General features: G+C 35.8%; 9 protein-coding genes. 3 read left to right on the top strand and 6 right to left on the bottom strand.

Features of this window, described 5'->3' with window-relative positions; translation table 11 throughout:
• Nucleotides 1–205: 205 nt before the first annotated feature.
• The 6 genes from LU635_RS02755 to LU635_RS02730 form a co-directional block, all read right to left on the bottom strand.
• Nucleotides 206–2,623, bottom strand: coding sequence for a glycoside hydrolase family 2 protein (locus tag LU635_RS02755; RefSeq protein WP_240095960.1), 2,418 nt, complete (start codon nucleotides 2,621–2,623; stop codon nucleotides 206–208).
• Nucleotides 2,620–3,825, bottom strand: coding sequence for a glycoside hydrolase family 88 protein (locus LU635_RS02750; protein WP_240095958.1), 1,206 nt, complete (start codon nucleotides 3,823–3,825; stop codon nucleotides 2,620–2,622). Before LU635_RS02750 ends, LU635_RS02755 begins: the two co-directional genes overlap by 4 nt.
• A 100-nt stretch (nucleotides 3,826–3,925) precedes the next feature.
• Nucleotides 3,926–5,446 carry a RagB/SusD family nutrient uptake outer membrane protein gene (locus LU635_RS02745; RefSeq protein WP_240095956.1) on the bottom strand — a complete coding sequence of 507 codons (1,521 nt, stop codon included), beginning with the start codon at nucleotides 5,444–5,446 and terminating at the stop codon, nucleotides 3,926–3,928.
• Nucleotides 5,447–5,462: 16 nt separating this feature from the next.
• Nucleotides 5,463–8,465 (bottom strand): SusC/RagA family TonB-linked outer membrane protein, encoded by a 3,003-nt coding sequence (locus LU635_RS02740; protein ID WP_240095954.1) that lies wholly within the window; start codon nucleotides 8,463–8,465, stop codon nucleotides 5,463–5,465.
• Between the two features lie 215 nt (nucleotides 8,466–8,680).
• Nucleotides 8,681–12,769, bottom strand: a complete 4,089-nt coding sequence (locus LU635_RS02735) for a hybrid sensor histidine kinase/response regulator transcription factor (protein ID WP_240095952.1) — start codon at nucleotides 12,767–12,769, stop codon at nucleotides 8,681–8,683.
• A 56-nt stretch (nucleotides 12,770–12,825) separates the two neighbouring features.
• A complete protein-coding gene (locus LU635_RS02730; protein ID WP_240095950.1) occupies nucleotides 12,826–14,490 on the bottom strand; it encodes a glycoside hydrolase family 55 protein in 1,665 nt (554 codons plus the stop codon).
• A 362-nt stretch (nucleotides 14,491–14,852) separates the two neighbouring features.
• On the opposite strand from LU635_RS02730, the gene LU635_RS02725 reads away from it, so the two are divergent.
• Genes LU635_RS02725 through kduI form a run of 3 tightly spaced genes read left to right on the top strand, consistent with a single transcriptional unit; the run spans nucleotide 14,853 to nucleotide 17,748 of the window.
• On the top strand, nucleotides 14,853–15,680 hold the full coding sequence (locus LU635_RS02725) for an SDR family oxidoreductase (protein ID WP_240095948.1): 828 nt from the start codon (nucleotides 14,853–14,855) through the stop codon (nucleotides 15,678–15,680).
• A gap of 15 nt (nucleotides 15,681–15,695) precedes the next feature.
• Nucleotides 15,696–16,880 (top strand): mannonate dehydratase, encoded by a 1,185-nt coding sequence (gene uxuA, locus LU635_RS02720; RefSeq protein ID WP_240095946.1) that lies wholly within the window; start codon nucleotides 15,696–15,698, stop codon nucleotides 16,878–16,880.
• Nucleotides 16,881–16,908: 28 nt separating this feature from the next.
• Nucleotides 16,909–17,748: a 5-dehydro-4-deoxy-D-glucuronate isomerase gene (kduI, locus tag LU635_RS02715; protein ID WP_240095944.1), complete on the top strand. Its 840-nt coding sequence runs from the start codon at nucleotides 16,909–16,911 to the stop codon at nucleotides 17,746–17,748.
• Nucleotides 17,749–17,763: the final 15 nt, after the last annotated feature.

Genomic DNA, 17,763 nt, shown 5'->3' with positions numbered 1-17,763 from the left:
TAGATTGAAGTAGTTAACCTAAGCTCTTAGTGTAAGAAAGTTACGAATTTTACCCGGCTTTATAACAATAATGATTGAAATTTTAGAAAGGGAAAATAGTATAAAAAAAAGCCCTGAAATTCATCCAGAGCTCTTTTAAGTTCTATTGTAGCCTCACCAGGAATATATATATGAACCATTCAGATCATAAATATTATCTAATGATTCAATGCAAGGGAATCTCAAGATAAGTTCCCTTAAAACTTTGGTTCAAAACAGTCATTTCAATATACTCTGCATTTTTATCAGGTATTACTTCGATACTAGCTTTACCATTAGCCATTTCTATGATCTCACTCCCTGTTGGCGTACCCTGATTATTCTTGGTTTTTCCGCCCTGTAGGGCCTGAAAATAAACACGTTCCTCGTAATCCAGAGCACGTAATCCATTATCATCAATGGCTGTTGCAGTAACAAGGTAATTATCGTTCATCTTTTCATATTCTAAAACAATAGCTTTTGCCGTAGTATTTTTTTCGAAACGATAATTAACCTTGATTGTATCGGCTATTTTTTCGTTCTCATCTATTCCACGTGCAATGAGGTAATTTTCATCCTTCCTAAATTGAACATCCCATGTCAATCCTGATGCCGGAAATTTATTAATGTCTTTCTTCTTTACTCCCAAGCTCTTTCCATTATGAAACAACTCAACTTCCTCAAGGTTACTATAGATACTAACCGTACGTGCCAAACCTTCTGGACCCTGACGTTCTTCCCATGTATGGGATTCTATATAAACGAAAGGATCTTCGCTCCAATAACTTTTAAAAACGAAATAAGCATCTTTAGGATTTCCATTTCTATCTACAAGCCCTTTCTGATTCATATAAGGGATTGCATTTTCAGGCCTCAAAGGCGTTCCGAAATCTTTGAACGCCCATTGCGCATTACCTACAAAAGTGGAATCGGTTTCAGAAATACGTAGATGCCAGTCAAAAAGGTCAACAATATAATTTTCACTCCAGTCTCCAATTTGTGCTATATTTTGCACCTCTGTTTGCACAATTTCCTCCTCCCAGCCATCAGATTTAATTATACCCTCACCCGTAACCGGATTTTCGGTATGTCGCCCAACATGACTGGAACCCCCATATTCAGCATGTAAGAAATGATCATATTCCTGTTTATATTTATTTATTGCCTTTTGATAACTCTTATAGCTCCCCGAATACCATCCTGACCAAATTGAGGGAGAAAACACATCCACAATATGGGAACCTTCGTAGTATTTCCTGATGGCTGTCTTCCTTGAGGGGTCCATTTCATGAGCAATCTCATCCAACTCACTTAAAAATTCATTTAATTTTTCTGTATTATCTCCGTCCTCAAAATCAGGCAACCAGTAGATTTCATTGCCTAAAGACCATATTATAATACTTGGATGATTAAAATTTTGTTCAATCATACCTTTAAGCAAGTTCCTGGTATTGGTTTTCCAATTTTCATTTCCCAGGCCGCCCCGACTCCAAGGTAGCTCATCCCAAACTAATATTCCCAGTTCATCACAAGCTTTATATATCTCGGGATCCTGTGAATAATGTCCTAATCTTACAAAATTTGCTCCCATTTCTTTAATACTTTCCATGTCATGGCGGTGCTGCTTATTTGACATTGCCGCTCCAACACCAGCGTGTTCTTCATGCCTATGAGTCCCCCTTAGTAATAATCGCTCACCATTTAAATAGAAAGGGCCATTTTCTTTAAATTCAAACCACCGAAATCCAACAGGATTTTGCATTTTATCCAGTATCTCTCCATTTTCTATTAGTAAAACAGATAGGGAATAGAGATTTGGATTATCTGTATCCCAAAGTTTTGGACTCATTATATCATCGAAAGAGAGGATCTTTTTCTTTTCACTTATTTCAACTTCCTTTTCAGACACAACTCTTCCATTAGGATCAACCAGGATTCCCCTCACTAGATATTCTGATTTTCTTCTAAGATTTTCAAATTTCAGGACTGCTTCTAAAGAAGCTCTCTCCACAGAAACCTCTGGAGTCATGATTTTAAACTCACTAATATGTTTCTGAGGTATTTCTAATAACCAAACATCTCTTGTAATTCCCCCATAAATAAAGAAATCATTTTTCTGAGATGGAATCACCTCAGGATTGTAGCTATTATCCACCTTTACTAAAACTTCATTGCTACCTTCAGTAATAAACTCTGTAATATCTATTTCAAAACCAAGATAACCCCCAATATGTTCCCCGGCTTTTTGTCCATTAACATACACTTCGGTAGTAATATTAGACCCCTCAAAGTATAATTTGTACAGTTTATTTTCTGAGATTTGATCAAAATTTAATTCTTTTTTATACCAGCTCCCACTACGGCGATACCCTGGATAAGCATCTACTACATCCTCAGCATTCCAGGTATGGGGTAAATCTAAAAGCACCCAAGTCTCTGCATTATTGGCCTCCTCCGGATTTTCAAGATTTCTTTCTAAGTAATACCAATTTTTATTAATATTTGTTTTGTTTCTTAATTCATCGTCACTTCCAAATCCATATCCTTTTACTCCTAAAAGTAGGAATAAGGAAATGGATGTAATTAAATACTTATCTAGCTTCATTTATTAGGTTTTGATTTTAGGGCTCTTCTCCTTAATAAGGTTTCTAAAAAATAGTAATCTGCATATACAATAGGTCCATCTATTTCATCATTTTTGGGCCAATTTCCGGTACTATGATCAAGAATAAAAGGTGCTTCTATATCTTCTGAAATTATGTATTCTTCACTCATCAAGGATTTAATAACTTTATCTGAATATTTCAAATATTTTTCCTTTCCTGTTATTTCAAATAGTTCAATCAATGCTGAAGACATAATGGTTGCAGCAGAGACATCCCTTGGTGATTTCGGAATCTGGGGGTCATCAAAATCCCAATAAGGAATACCATCCTGAGGTAAGTGGTTGTTATCCAGAAAGTAATTCGCGCTTGATTCTGCCTGATTCAAATATTCCTTTCTTTTAGTATATCTATAAGACATTGTGTAACCATATACAGCCCAAGCCTGGCCCCGTGCCCATGAAGATTCATCATTGAACCCCTGATGGGTAAGCTTATTTTTTACTGCCCCTGTAACAGTATCATATACCACCACATGATAAGAGCTATGATCATCTCGAAAGTGGTTTTCAAGGCTTGTATTAGCATGAGAGACGGCTATATTGAAATAAGTACTATCACCGGACATCTGAGTAGCTTCAAATAAAAGTTCCAGATTCATCATATTATCAATAATCACAGGAAATTCCCATACATCTCTATTGAAATCCCAAGAACGTATGCACCCCACTGTTTTGTTAAAACGAGTACTCAAAGTTTTTGCACTCTCTAGAATCACATCTTTATAATGGTTATTTTCTTCAACCTGAAGGGCCTTCCCTAAGCTTCCATAAACTTTAAAGCCCATATCATGAGTTCCATCATTGAATTTTTCCTTCTCTATAAAGGCATTCCATTGACGTGCTTTTTCCTTAAAATCTTTATCTCCTGTTAGTAGATACAACTGCCAAAGATTACCCGGGAAAAATCCACTGGTCCAATCTTTGGAAGGCACCTTTTTTATCTCTCCGGAGACTAAGTCAAAACTCCGGGGAAATGCAAGGGAATCTACAGAATAATCCTTCAGATTCTGGTACCGTTTCTCTAGCAGTGAAGAAATCTCGTTATTCTCTCTTGTTTCTTGAGATTTATCCCTGGGTTTACAACCTAAAAAAAGACTTGTAAACCCAGAGATAATAATAAGAAGGCTAATTCCAATCCTCATATATGATTCATTTGAATATGCGTTAGATCATTAAATAGTATTCATGGTAAAACCTAATTCCACAACGATTTATATCTGGTAGGTTTGTTCAAAAATTTCATTAGTAACCCGGATTATTGGGCTGCAAATTTGGGTTTCTGGATAATTCATCTCCAGGTAAGGGAAATAAATAATCACGGTTAGGATCAAAATTAGGGTGAGGTTCCAAACCATTGGGCCCAAAGGCCTGTTCTCCTATTTTCAATCTTTTAATATCATACCATCTTTTAAATTCAAAAGCCAGTTCCAGTCTCCTTTCCCTGATTATGATATCTCTTAATTCGCTCTGGGAAACTCCTGCTGATACATCTTCTGGAAAATTAGCGATCTCCCCGTCCCTATTTCTGGCCCTTTCTCTAAGCTGATTAATATATCCAATAGCTTCAGAAGAGCCACCATTAATTTCATTTAGCGATTCCGCTGCAATAAGCAAAACCTCCGCGTATCGCATAGTAATAAAATTATGACTGGACTCCCTACCATTACTACCACTTACACCAGGATACCTATAATATTTCGCTATATGTGGCCTGTTTACACCCCGGTCTGAAAAATCTGCAAACTCAGTAAATGGATGAACTTCTCCATTGAAAATAGCTGTAGTATCTAAACTTACTCTTTTCCTATAATCCCTTCCATTCCAATCATCATATACATTTAAGGTAGGTACGGCTACCGTCCAGCCTCCACCTTCTGAGCGACCTGTCTCATCTTCTCTAATTCCTGTTAATGGAGCAAGATAATCCTGACCAAGATCTCCATCTCTCGACTGCCCAATAAAATCTATAGTAAATAAGGGCTCTTTTAAGGCTCCGGCGTTGTCTGGAATAAACAAATTCTGAAAGTCTGACTCAAGTTCAAGATTGAAAGTTCCCTTATTATCAATTACATATTTGGATTCATCATAAGCCTTTTGATATTCTTCTAACGTCAGGTAAACTGATGCAAGATAAGCAGCAGCAGTAGCTTTAGAAGGCAGGGAGCGAGTAGGTTGAGTATCAGGCAACATTTCCTTGGCAAATTCCAGATCGGCTATTATATTCTCATAAACTTCTGCTTCGGGTGTTTTAGATATATTATCTACTGTTGAGACGTCGGCAACGGCCATATCAATATAAGGGATATCTCCGAAAATACGTACCAGATGGTAATATGTAAAAGCTCTACTGAAATAAGCCTGTGCGGCCACTTCGTTTATCTTCTCTTGATTTCCATCTAAACGCTCTGCTCCGGCAATAGCTTGATTAGCAGCTCCTATGATAGCATATGACTGAGGCCAAAAAGCCGTTATCATTCCATTATCATCTGTCATTTCAAAGTTGTTTACATCTCGTCGCCGACCAGAAGTACCTAAATCCCCTATGTCTGCCATATCGCCACGAAGCAACAAACTCAATGTGAGCTTTCTACCCCAGTATTTCTCGGAAGCCATATAAGCAAAACTCCCATTCGCTGCTGCCTGTAAATCATCTATGGTCTTAAAAAAAGATTCAGGAGCTAGTATTCCAACAGGTTCCTCTTCTAAATCTGAACAACTTACCACCAGTAATGCAGCAATAAGTAATAGTTTTATATTTTTCATATCAGTAACTTTTTAATTAAAATTTCAGATTAACACCAAGGGTGTAGGATTTTACATTTGGATAACTTCCATAATCCAGCCCTAAATTGGTATTACTTCTTTCGTTATTATTATTACGGTAATTCACTTCAGGATCTACTCCCGGGTAATCCGTAAAAGTCAGCAAATTCTGCCCGCTGAGGGAAAACCGTACTTTTTGGAAGCCGAATCTCTCTATAATATCATTAGGCAATGAATACCCTACCGAAAGATTCTTCAGTCTTATATAACTTCCATCATACACATACCTCGAAGTAACCCTCTTTTCTCTGACGGCCGCAGCTGGGATATTAGTATTGGTATTGCTGGGTGTATATGCATTTAAAACATCAGTTGTGGCATTTGAGTCCCCAGACGCAAGTTCGAGAAGTGTATAATTCAGAATATCACCCCCTACAGAAGCCTGGAAGAACAAATTCATGTCAAAATTCTTATAGAGAAATTCATTATTGAGTCCTGCTGTATAATCCGGATTGGGATCTCCGATTATTGTTTTGTCATCAGAATTGATCTGCCCATCACCGTTTAAATCGGCAAAAAGCTCTCCTCCAGGCTCGTTCTCAAAACCTTCAGGGATATCATCCCCTTCCTGGATAACCCCTTCGTAAACGTACCCATAAAATGATCCAACTGGCTCACCTTCCCGAAGAATTTGGGATTCATCCTGTAAAAAATGTCCCGGGGTGGAATCTATAATTATATCATCTCCATTGGGAAGCTTTACAACCTTATTTTTATTTGTAGCAAAATTGAAGCGAGTATTCCATTTAAAATTATCACCTACAAAGTTTCTGCTGAACAAAGTAAACTCAAAACCTTTATTCTCAAGTTCACCAATATTCTGAATTTGATAAGGATTGGCCAGCCCTACATACTCTGGCAAGGGTCTGGCAAAAAGAAGATCCTTTGTTTGAATTTTATAATAATCTGCTGTAAGATTCAGCCTATTTTTAAAAAGTGCTATATCCACTCCAAAGTCCGTTTGGTAAGAAGATTCCCATTTTAAATTATCATTGGCTAAAACAGTTACCGCAACAGCATTGGTTATTTCATCATTAATTACAGAATATATTTCTGAAAATCTTGCTAAGGTACCATATGCAGGTATTGAGGGGTTTCCAGTTACACCGTAACTGGCACGCCATTTCCAGGCCGATATGAGTTCACTATCTTCTAAAAAAGCTTCATTCCCCATATTCCACCCTATAGCTCCCGAAGGAAAGAATGCATACTTATTATTCTTGCTGAAGGAAGAAGAACCGTCTCTCCGAGCAGTAAAGGTTAGCAAATATCTATCGTCCCAATCAAAGTTAATTCTACCAAAAAGGGAAATTAGTTCTCTTTCGGTCAAGGATGATTCAGGCTTTAAATAGGTAGAACCACCTCCCAAATTTCTATAAGAAACGGAATTGGTTACAAACTCCCTCGCACCGGCAAAAGAATCCTCGCCCTTACTTTTTTGATAAGAATATCCGGCTAAAAATTTAAATTCAGCTTTACCTATTTCTTCATTATATGTCAAGTAGTTTTCTGTAATTATATCGGTATCTCTACTATTTTCTACCGTAGCTTCGCCTCCAACCCCAGCTCCACTTATTAAGGTAGTAGGTATAAAAGTACCTCTCAATGCATTGTAAGTGCTAAACCCTAAGGTAGTTTTAAAGGATAAGTTTTCTAACAGAAAATATTCGGCAAAGAAATTAGCCCGATATAGATCAGCTACTCTTTCATTCACCTTCTCCGTAGCAGTAGCAAAAGGGTTGTCAATATCATCCCCAAGTGAATTAATAGTAAATTCATCATTTGCGTCATAGATACCTAAATCAGGAGCGAATCTATAAGCTGAAGAAACCACTCCAGCACTTCCAGCACCACCACTAGCTGCCTGTGTTGAGACACCATTAGTTGAATTTCTTCTACCAAATGTGTTTAAACCTACCTTAAAATTATCGGTTACATCCAGATCAATATTGGCCAGGAAAGAGAATCGCTCTAAATCTGAATTAATAATAGCTCCTTTTTGGTCGAAGAAAGTACCGGATACATAATACCTGGCTGACTCTCCTCCTCCAGAAAAGGAAACCTGATGACTTGCAATACTTCCTTGCCTATATATAACATCTTGCCAATCTGTATTTGCATTCCCAGGCGTAAAATCATCGCTATAAGATGATCTATAATCAGCAAACTCATCTGCATCCAAAAGGTCCAGTGTATTATTTACCTCCTGAATAGAATAAGAGGAATTCAGTTCAATAGAGACCTTGCCTATCTGCCCCCTTTTTGTAGTTACCAGAATAACTCCATTTGAAGCTCTGGAACCATAGATCGCTGTTGCCGATGCATCTTTTAAAACCTCCATAGAGGCAATATCTTCTGGAGGAGGCATAGAAGCACCTACGAAACCATCTACCACTACCAGAGCATCACTGCTAGCATTAATCGAAGTACCTCCACGAATTCTTATTTTTATTGGAGCCCCGGGTTCTCCTCCATTATTTGATTGAACGGCCACACCTGCCGCTCTACCTTGCAAGGCCTGCTCCCCACTTAAAACTGGAAAAGCCGTTAATTCTTCTGATGCAACTGAAGACACTGCTCCAGTAATATCGCTCTTCTTTTGCGTTCCATAACCTACGACTACAACTTCATTCAGAGCGCTTATATCTTCTTCAAGAGCAACATTGATTTCATTGCGATCTCCTACGGTTTCTCTTTGTGAAAGAAATCCCAGGTAACTGAATACCAAAACAGCATCGCTACCCGATACTTCTATGCTATACATGCCGTCAAAGTCTGTAACTATCCCTGTTGAAGTTCCTGCAACTGATATATTCACCCCAGGAATTGGTACACCATCACTTTTAGAAGTTACTTTTCCAGTAACCGTGCGTTGCTGAGCCTGGGCCGAATACCCAGTAATAAAAATTAAGCATATAAAAATATAGCTTAAGAATTTTAATGTTCTTTGTGTAAACATAAATGAGATTTTAGTTAGTTCTTGCTAAATGAAATAAATAATTAAAAGTCCCAGTGTGATGACAATAGCCACCAGTAATACTTCAAGGGTTTTTATTCTTTTCCTATTAAATTTCATAAACCCAAACCTAACAAAGATGTGAGAAGTAATTATTCAAAAAAGGGTATAAAAAAATACACTACCCTTATTACCAGTAATTTAAAGTGTTGATGGATTTAAAAAGATGGGACATCATCGTAGAATTTATTGGAATATTGAGAGGGAGTTAATCCAAATTTTTTCTGAAAACATTTCGTGAAATATTTAGGGTTTTTAAATCCGACCTTATAGCTTACTTGTGAAACATTTATTTTACCCTGTTCCAATAACTGGGCTGCTCTTTTCATTCTTATTTCAGTAATGAATTCATTAGGTGTGTAATTTGTCCATGCTTTAATTTTCGTAAATAACATAGTACGGCTCACCCCAAGTTCTGAACTAAAAGTAGGTATATTAAACTGTTCATTATCAATATTGTTTTCCACAATTTGCAATGCTCTTTCCAGTAATTTCTCATCCATAGAAGAAACCGTAAGATCTGAAGGACTAAGTTTATTTTCATTGCTAAATTTGTTCTTTAGCCTGTGGGTTGACTCTAATAAATTCTTCACCCTTAGTGTGAACTCCCTGACATTAAATGGTTTGCTTATATAATCATCTGCACCACTTTCCAGCCCTTCAAATTTATAGATAAGGGAACTTCTAGATGTAAGCAGGACTACAGGAATATGACTGGTTTTGAGATTCTTCTTAATCTTAGCACAAAGTTCAGTTCCGACCATTTCAGGCATAATAACATCACTTATTATTAGATCCGGAATATGCTTTAATGCCTTTTCCATTGCAATTTTTCCATTTTCAGCTTCTAGAATATTATAATCCTCCTTAAGTAAATTAACTATAAACGAACGCAGAGGTTCATTATCCTCCACTATCAGAACACTAGGTCTGTTTTTATCCTGCAACAGTTCATTCATTCCCTTATCAAAGGTTAGCTCCCTATTCTTTAATTGATTCTTATATAATGAAACATCATCACTAAACCTGAAGTCTCTTATTATTTCACTATCTGATAAATGATCTTCTCCGAGAGGTAATTCAACCTTAAAAATGGATCCTTTATTTTCACCTTCACTATATAGCTTAATACAACCCTTATGCAGCTTTACAATGTTTTTTACGATAGACAATCCAATACCAGTGCCTTGATTATACGGTTCTTTAGTCTGTGTGTTCTTTCCAATTTCATAAAATCGATCAAAGACTTTTGCCTGATTCTCTTTTGTAATTCCAATTCCGGAGTCTTCAATCGCAATCTCAATATTCTCAAGATTTTTTATAATCCTTATGGTAATATCCCCTCCTTTTGGAGTGTACCTGAAAGCATTGGAAATAAGATTATAAAATACTCTTTCCAGTTTTCTCCTGTCATAAAAAACAAGTATCTCATCATCTGAAGTATGAAAAGTATAATTATAATTGCCAATGTTGGCAAATTCCTTGAACGAGAGATAAATTTCTTTTATGAACTTAACAATATTACCTTCTGCTGCCTCTATCTTAAACTGGTCATTTTCTAATTTTCTAAAATCCATTAATCGATTTATAAGCTGTAGTAGATGATGCGCATTACTTTCTATGACCAATAGCTTTTTATACATTTTATTACTGCCTTTATAATTTAAAAGGAGTTGTTGTAATGGACCTAAAATCAAAGTGAGTGGAGTTCGGAACTCATGAGAAATATTGGTGAAAAATTGTAATTTGGCTTTATTAGCCATTTTATTACGTTCCCGTTCCAACTGTTCAAGTTCTAGCTCATGTTTCAATCTTGTTTTGGATTTCATAATCCAAATTAATCCATATAAGGCTAAAGCAATAAGAGCTGCGTAAATTACAAATGCCCACCAACTCTTCCAAGGTGCTGGTCGAACATCAATTTGTAATTTAGTCGGCTGAGAATTCCAGACATTATCATTATTTGCACCCTTTACTTCAAAGGTATAAGTCCCCGCATTCTGTATAGTATAGCTAGCCTCATTATTAAAGGTTTTATTCCATTCTTCTTCTAATCCCGCAAGCCTGTATGCATACTGATTGCTAGTAGAATTTATATAATTAGGAATCGCGAATGTTATAGTAAAATTAGCTTCATCATAAGCCAGCTCTATTGCTTTGGTATAGGTAATACTCCTATCCAATATTCTTTGATCAGCATCTACAGATTCACTTTTAATCCTGAAATCTGTCAAAAGCACCTGAGGCGAATAATTATTAGTAACTATATTCTGGGGATTAAAAGAAGAAACCCCTGAAGGACCTCCAAAATAAAATCGCCTGGAATTTAATTTTAAGCTCGCATTATTATTGAACTCATTACTTATAAGTCCTTCATTCTGATTGTAAAGATTTGCAGATTTGGTTTCCGGATCATAATTTACGATTCCGTGATTTGTACTAATCCAAAGAGTGTTACTTTCGTCTTCAAGTATGGAATGTATAGGAGAAGCCAATGGCCCGGAATCGATTCTTATCCCAGTAGAGTGAAACGAATTTTTATTATGTAAAAAGAGCCCTTTAGATTTTGTGCCAATCCATATTCTACCTTTGGTATCTTCGAAAATAGTAAGAATATCTTCTCCTGAATTAGCTTTACTATCATAAAAAAAATGCTCTATAATATATTTATCCTCATTATCATTAAATACAATTTTATTGAGACCTTTTTCTGTTGCAATCCAGATCGAATTATTGGAGTCTATTAAAATATTTCTTACTTGGTTACTAGTAAGAGTATAGGTGTTATCTGAATCACTTGTAAAAGTTCTAAAGCTTTTATCTATAGAATCGAACTTAATAACCCCCTTACCAAAAGTTCCGATCCAAAAAATAGCCTTATTCTCTCTTTTAATAGTATATACCCCCGTTTCAGCTAAATATTCATTTAATGATTCTGAAATTATACCGTTTAAGAATTTTTTAGTTTTTAAGTCAAATATTGCTAAACCCTGGTTAAAGGTACCAATCCACATTTTTTGACCTGTAACCAGCAGACTTTTGATATTATCACTGGGTAATTTATTAAATTTAAAAGAAGTAATATATTCTGCATTATTATTATTTAATACGGTGATACCTCCTCCCTCAGTTCCAAAATAAAGATTTCCAGATATATCTTTTTCAATTGAACTTATTACATCGTAGCTAAGCTGATTTTTACTCCCATCTTGAGTATAAGTAATAAAATTAGAATTGGCATTATCCCAAATGTTTATGCCCCCGTAATATGTCCCTATCCATACTGAGCCCTTTCTATCTGTATATAGAGACTTGATTGTATTCCTGCTTAGACTTGTATTTTTATATGGATTATTTAGTACTTTATCCACTTTACCTCCACTATTGATAATTCTGAGGCCTTCATAAGTTCCCAACCACATTCTTCCAGCATTATCAATTGTTAGAGACCTTATATCATTATCAATTATATTTCCCTGTGAAGTTTTGAAGGTATTAAGGTTGTCTGCTCCTTTGGAAAGTTTAAACAAACCTTTATTTTTTGTTGCCACCCAAACATTTCCCTCTCTATCTTCAATAAGATCCTGAACATATAAATTCCTTTTTAAGCTTCTGAAAGAATAAGACCCATCTCTTTTTATTGCTCTGGCAAGTCCATTTGCCGTACCAACATAAATATCACCTCTCTTGGTTTGCAATATGCTAAGCACATGGTTATCGGGAAGGCTGGTAGGATCCTTTGAAAAGTGGAACAAATTCTGAAATTCTTTAGTATTCTTATGATAAATAGAAAGTCCATTTGTAGTTCCAAGCCATATTTCTCCATTATTTATCACTTCAATACTCCATATGGTATTATTGCTTAAGGAATTCTTATTATTAGAGTGAAAATAAGTTTTGAAATTATTAGTTTCAGGATTATATTGATTTAAACCATTATATGTGCCAATCCAGATGAAGGCATCTTCATCTTCTTCAATAGATAATATATCATCATTACTAATAGACGAAGAATCATCGGGAACATTTTTATAGACCGTAAATTTGCTTCCATCAAATTTATTTAAACCATCACGGGTGCCAAGCCACATCTGCCCTAACTTATCCTGATGGATACTAATTACGGAACTTTGAGATAGACCATCTGCTGAAGTTAATTTTTTAAATATATAATTCTTCTCCTGAGCATAAGGAATGGTTGGATAAAAAATCAGAAATATTATTGTTATAAAAAATATTCTCAGCATAAAGAAGTAAAATGTAAAATATTATACGTAATTAAATAAAATCCTCATAGGATTTATTATTTTTTCAATCGAGCATTTAATTGATATTCATATAAAGAAGGAATATTTTCTAAATTAGAATTTGTCTTTTCTACAAATGCACCAGGTCCATAATTCAATTCTATGTCATGATTACCATGTACACCGATTAACCTTGCATGAGGACCATCATTCATTCCATTAAGTAAAAATGGACTTTTAATATTTAAGCCGCCCAAAAAATGAACTTCTATATTCCAAAAAGTAGAATAAGCTCCGTGGGATGGTTTCCAATAACCGGCCCCTCCCCCTCTAAACAAAGGGTAAATACCATCATTACCAGGGTTTACATGAACTCTAATATTATCAAATAAATTTTGATGATTTGCCCCTGAATGTTGATCCAATACAGGTTTTACGAAAACCTCACAGTCCTTATAAACACTTTTGGTGGAAAAGGTATTGAAACTCAACGGATGTACTGCTTCATTATATACATTTAGATTTTTTACCAATACATTATGCACGCCACCCATTGCAACAGTATAATGGGCAGTATTACTGCCTTTAGTGAGGATATTTTCAATGGTGACATTTGCTATTTCTTCTGTAAGTATTCCACTATCTGCGTTTACAATTACAACATTTTTAACCCAGCTATTAAATAACCTGGTTAAATATATTCCATTAAATCCAGGCTCTACATGGTGAGCTACCCATGGATATTGAGGAAAAGAAATCTTAAAGTTTTCTATTCCTACTTCTTCTAAATGTTTCCACTTGATCAATCTGGCCTGATGAGCTTTTTTGACAGATATTGTCAAAGGTGTTTTAATTTTAATTTCGTCAGGAGAAACAGATATAACTTCTACTTGCTGTCGTACTATAGGAAGATCAGGAAAATTCCAATGATGAGATCCAACCTTAACATCGGCTCCTTTATACAAATCTTCAATTATAACACCATCCTTTCCTTCTTTATTAAACAACTCTAGTTGGAGAACATCTCCCTTTTTTATTGCACCTACATCTGATACCTTTAAAATATGTTCCCCTCTTTGTCCCCCTTCTACTTTAGCAAGCGTTGTTGATGGTTTTTCGTATTCCATCATATAAGACTTCACTCTTTCCCCTGGAACTTGCGTCCATATAATCCCTCCTGACCATGCATATTGAGAAAAAGGTAAATCTATATTGTTCTCCTTTTCTATTTGTCGCTTTTTATGCTTGACCAGATACTCACGTAACTCCTTTAAGGATTGGGGGTCTTCCATATACATCATTGGTCTAGGACAGTAAATTTCAGTTCCTCCTTTACCAACACCGGCACCTCTTAGTACAAAATTGCTTCTTTCAATAAAAAGCACTTCACTTAAAATCAATCTTCCAGGGGGTAATTGTAACACTATGGAACCGGACATTTCCTTTGTCTCAGATATAGCTTTTAAAAGGGCTTTAGAATCATCTAATCCATCATCTGCTTTTACACCATAATCAGCAGCTGAAATTATTATTTCATTTACATCTGGGATATCATCTTCTCCATAATGATATCCAGCGTAACTAAAATCTGGTAAATAATTTTCTTTTATGATTTCTTCCTTTTCAATAATTTTTGGTAAGGTCTGAGCTCTTAGGGGACTCAAAAAAATTAAACTCATTCCAATAAATAAAAAGACAAAAAAATCGATTGGTAGTCTCATAAGCTTATTTCAAGATGATTTTTAAAAGAAAATAAATTCAAAAATGTCATAATTCATTTTATGAATAAAACATAATCTAATAAAGGTCAATTTAACAGAATTTTAGGGAAGAATTATTCGAAAATGGAGTGTTATTGTACATCTAATCCCGGTTCTAATTAAAACCTATGGCCAACCATGAATACCTGTCCATATTAGGTAACAATAGGTATGTCAACTATCTCAATAAATGTAAAATACTGTAAATCCGTCGATTGTATTTTACATCCCCAAAACTTGTACTATTTTCCTTTTTATGTCAATCAATGTATTACTTAAAAAAAGGATATTTGAATCAATACAATAATTAATACAAAAGATATATGTCCAAAATAATTGTGATAACAGGAGCAGGGGGAGTATTATGCAGCGCTTTGGCAAAAGCATTAGCAAAAGAGGGGCATAAAATTGCCCTGCTAGACCTTTGCAAAGAAGCCGCTAATAAAGTTGTTACTGAAATTGAATCGTCTGGAGGATTGGCTTTAGCTGTGGAAGCTAATGTGTTGGATAAGACTTCACTTATCAAAGCCAGAGAAAAGATAACTCAGCAATTTGGGGAATGTGATATTCTGATTAATGGTGCCGGCGGAAACCATCCGAAGGGCACTACCTCCCAGAGCTCTTTAAATTTAGAAGATCTGAAAAGGGAGGAGTCGGATTTTAAAACTTTTTTTGATCTGGATATAGATGGGATAAAATTCGTTTTTGATCTCAACTTTATAGGAACTCTTCTTCCTACTCAGATTTTTTCTAAAGATATGGTAGAAAGACAAGACTGCTCTATTTTAAATATTTCTTCTATGAATGCTTTTACACCCCTAACAAAAATACCTGCTTATAGTGGAGCAAAAGCTGCTGTTTCAAATTTTACTCAGTGGCTGGCTGTTCATTTTGCCAAGGTAGGGATTCGCGTAAATGCATTAGCTCCAGGATTTTTTCTAACTGAACAGAACCGTACTTTACTTACAAAGGAAGATGGAGACCTTACCCCCAGAGGAAATCTAATAATAGAACAAACGCCAATGGGAAGATTTGGAAAACCGGAAGACCTAATCAGTACTACACTATGGTTGTGTGATAAAAGGTCTTCTTTCGTAACCGGAGTGGTTGTGCCTATAGATGGAGGATTTAGTGCCTATAGTGGTGTATAAATAAAAATATATAAAATGAATTTAGAAAATACTTGGAGATGGTATGGGCCTAATGACCCTGTTTCACTTTCTGACGTAAAACAGGCTGGAGCCACGGGAGTTGTTACCGCCCTTCATCACATTCCAAACGGAGATGTATGGACAGAAGCAGAAATCAAAGAACGCAAGCGACAAATTGAAGTTGCAGGACTTAACTGGTCTGTTGTTGAAAGCGTTCCTGTTCATGAAAATATTAAAACCCGATCAGGGAACTTTGAACAGTACATTAATAATTATAATCAAACTCTTATAAATCTGGGAAAATGTGGTATTGACACTGTATGCTACAATTTTATGCCGGTTTTGGACTGGACACGAACCGATCTAGAGTATGAATTAGAGGATGGATCTACAGGTTTACGTTTTGATGTGACGGCATTTGCCTTGTTTGAATTATTTCTGCTTAACCGGCCTGGAGCTGAACATAATTATTCTGCAGCAGAAGTATCACGGGCAAAAGCTTTAGCAGAAAAAATGACCCAAAATGAAAAAGAACAATTAGTTAATAACATAATTGCCGGTTTACCTGGTGCAGAAGAAGGTTATTCTCTTGAAGACTTTAATAAAATCCTCACCACTTATGATGATATCGATTCTAATAAACTTAAAAATAATCTCTTTAGCTTCTTAAAACAAATCATTCCCACTGCTGAAAAGGCAGGTATATTAATGTGCATTCATCCTGATGATCCTCCTTATCCTATTTTAGGATTACCCCGAGTAGTAAGTACCGAAAAAGATATTAAAGAACTATATCAGGCTGTAGATAGTCCAAATAATGGATTAACATTTTGTACTGGATCTTTTGGAGTACGAAAGGATAACGATCTCCCTGGAATGATTGAAAGACTTGGCAGCCGAATTCATTTTATTCATCTAAGAAGTACTAAAAGAGATGAGGAAGGTGATTTTCATGAAGCCAACCACCTGGAAGGAGATGTAGATATGTATGCTGTAATGGAGGCTCTAATTGCAGAACAGGAAAAAAGACAACGCTCCGGAAGAAAAGATACCAGAATGCCTTTCAGGCCTGATCATGGCCATAAAATGCTGGATGACCTAAAAAAGAAGACTAATCCGGGTTATTCCGCTATAGGTCGTTTGAGGGGTTTGGCTGAATTAAGAGGACTAGAATTAGGGATCAGAAAATCCAAATTCTAAATAACAAAGTAGAACTAAAAAAAATAATATGTCAACATTTTTTGAAACAAGGTATGCTTCTTCTCCAGAAACGGTAAAAAAATATGATACCTCCCAACTAAGGGAGGAGTTTTTAATTGACAATCTTATGGAGACAGGAAAGATAAGTCTTATTTACACTCACTATGATCGATTTATAGTGGGCTCAGCCGTTCCAGAAGAACCTCTTGAGTTGGAAACCATTAATCCGTTAAAAGCGGAATATTTTTTAGAAAGAAGAGAGCTTGGAATTATAAATGTAGGTGATAGTGGAACTGTAATTGTAGATGGAACCACATATGATCTGCAACATAAAGATGCTTTATATATAGGCCAGGGAACAAAAAAAGTGGTCTTTAAAAGTAACGCTACTGATTCACCTGCTAAATTTTATCTGAATTCCGCTCCTGCGCATACTAGCTATCCTACAAAGAAAGTTAGCCTAGACCAAGCAAATAAATTAGAATTGGGGTCGCTAGAAACAGCTAATGACCGAACCGTGAATCAAATGATTATAGGAGAAATTGTAACTACTTGCCAATTGCAAATGGGGATGACAGAGCTTAAGAAAGGTAGTGTTTGGAATACTATGCCGGCTCATGTACATGATAGGCGCATGGAGGTATATTTCTACCTTGATGTACCTCAAGAGCAATCCGTTTGCCATTTTATGGGACAACCCCAGGAAACAAGACACATCTGGATGCAGAATCATGAAGCAATTATTTCACCCCCCTGGTCTATCCATGCGGGATCAGGAACTTCTAATTATACGTTCATCTGGGGAATGGCTGGTGAAAATCTGGATTATGGAGATATGGATAAGGTGTCTGTTAACGAATTGAAATAGTTGAAAATGGATATA

The organism is Christiangramia crocea, from assembly GCF_022410465.1.
Classification (GTDB): Bacteria; Bacteroidota; Bacteroidia; order Flavobacteriales; family Flavobacteriaceae; genus Christiangramia; species Christiangramia crocea.
The sequence above is the reverse complement of the archived record's forward strand: the minus strand, read 5'-3'. Positions and strand labels throughout refer to the sequence as shown.

Excerpts from the sequence above, each read along its gene's own strand:
- LU635_RS02755 (WP_240095960.1), bottom strand. The coding sequence starts at position 2,623 with ATGAAGCTAGATAAGTATTTAATTACATCCATTTCCTTATTCCTACTT.
- LU635_RS02750 (WP_240095958.1), bottom strand. The coding sequence starts at position 3,825 with ATGAGGATTGGAATTAGCCTTCTTATTATTATCTCTGGGTTTACAAGT.
- LU635_RS02745 (WP_240095956.1), bottom strand. The coding sequence starts at position 5,446 with ATGAAAAATATAAAACTATTACTTATTGCTGCATTACTGGTGGTAAGT.
- LU635_RS02740 (WP_240095954.1), bottom strand. The coding sequence starts at position 8,465 with ATGTTTACACAAAGAACATTAAAATTCTTAAGCTATATTTTTATATGC.
- LU635_RS02735 (WP_240095952.1), bottom strand. The coding sequence starts at position 12,769 with ATGCTGAGAATATTTTTTATAACAATAATATTTCTGATTTTTTATCCA.
- LU635_RS02730 (WP_240095950.1), bottom strand. The coding sequence starts at position 14,490 with ATGAGACTACCAATCGATTTTTTTGTCTTTTTATTTATTGGAATGAGT.
- LU635_RS02725 (WP_240095948.1), top strand. The coding sequence starts at position 14,853 with ATGTCCAAAATAATTGTGATAACAGGAGCAGGGGGAGTATTATGCAGC.
- uxuA (WP_240095946.1), top strand. The coding sequence starts at position 15,696 with ATGAATTTAGAAAATACTTGGAGATGGTATGGGCCTAATGACCCTGTT.
- kduI (WP_240095944.1), top strand. The coding sequence starts at position 16,909 with ATGTCAACATTTTTTGAAACAAGGTATGCTTCTTCTCCAGAAACGGTA.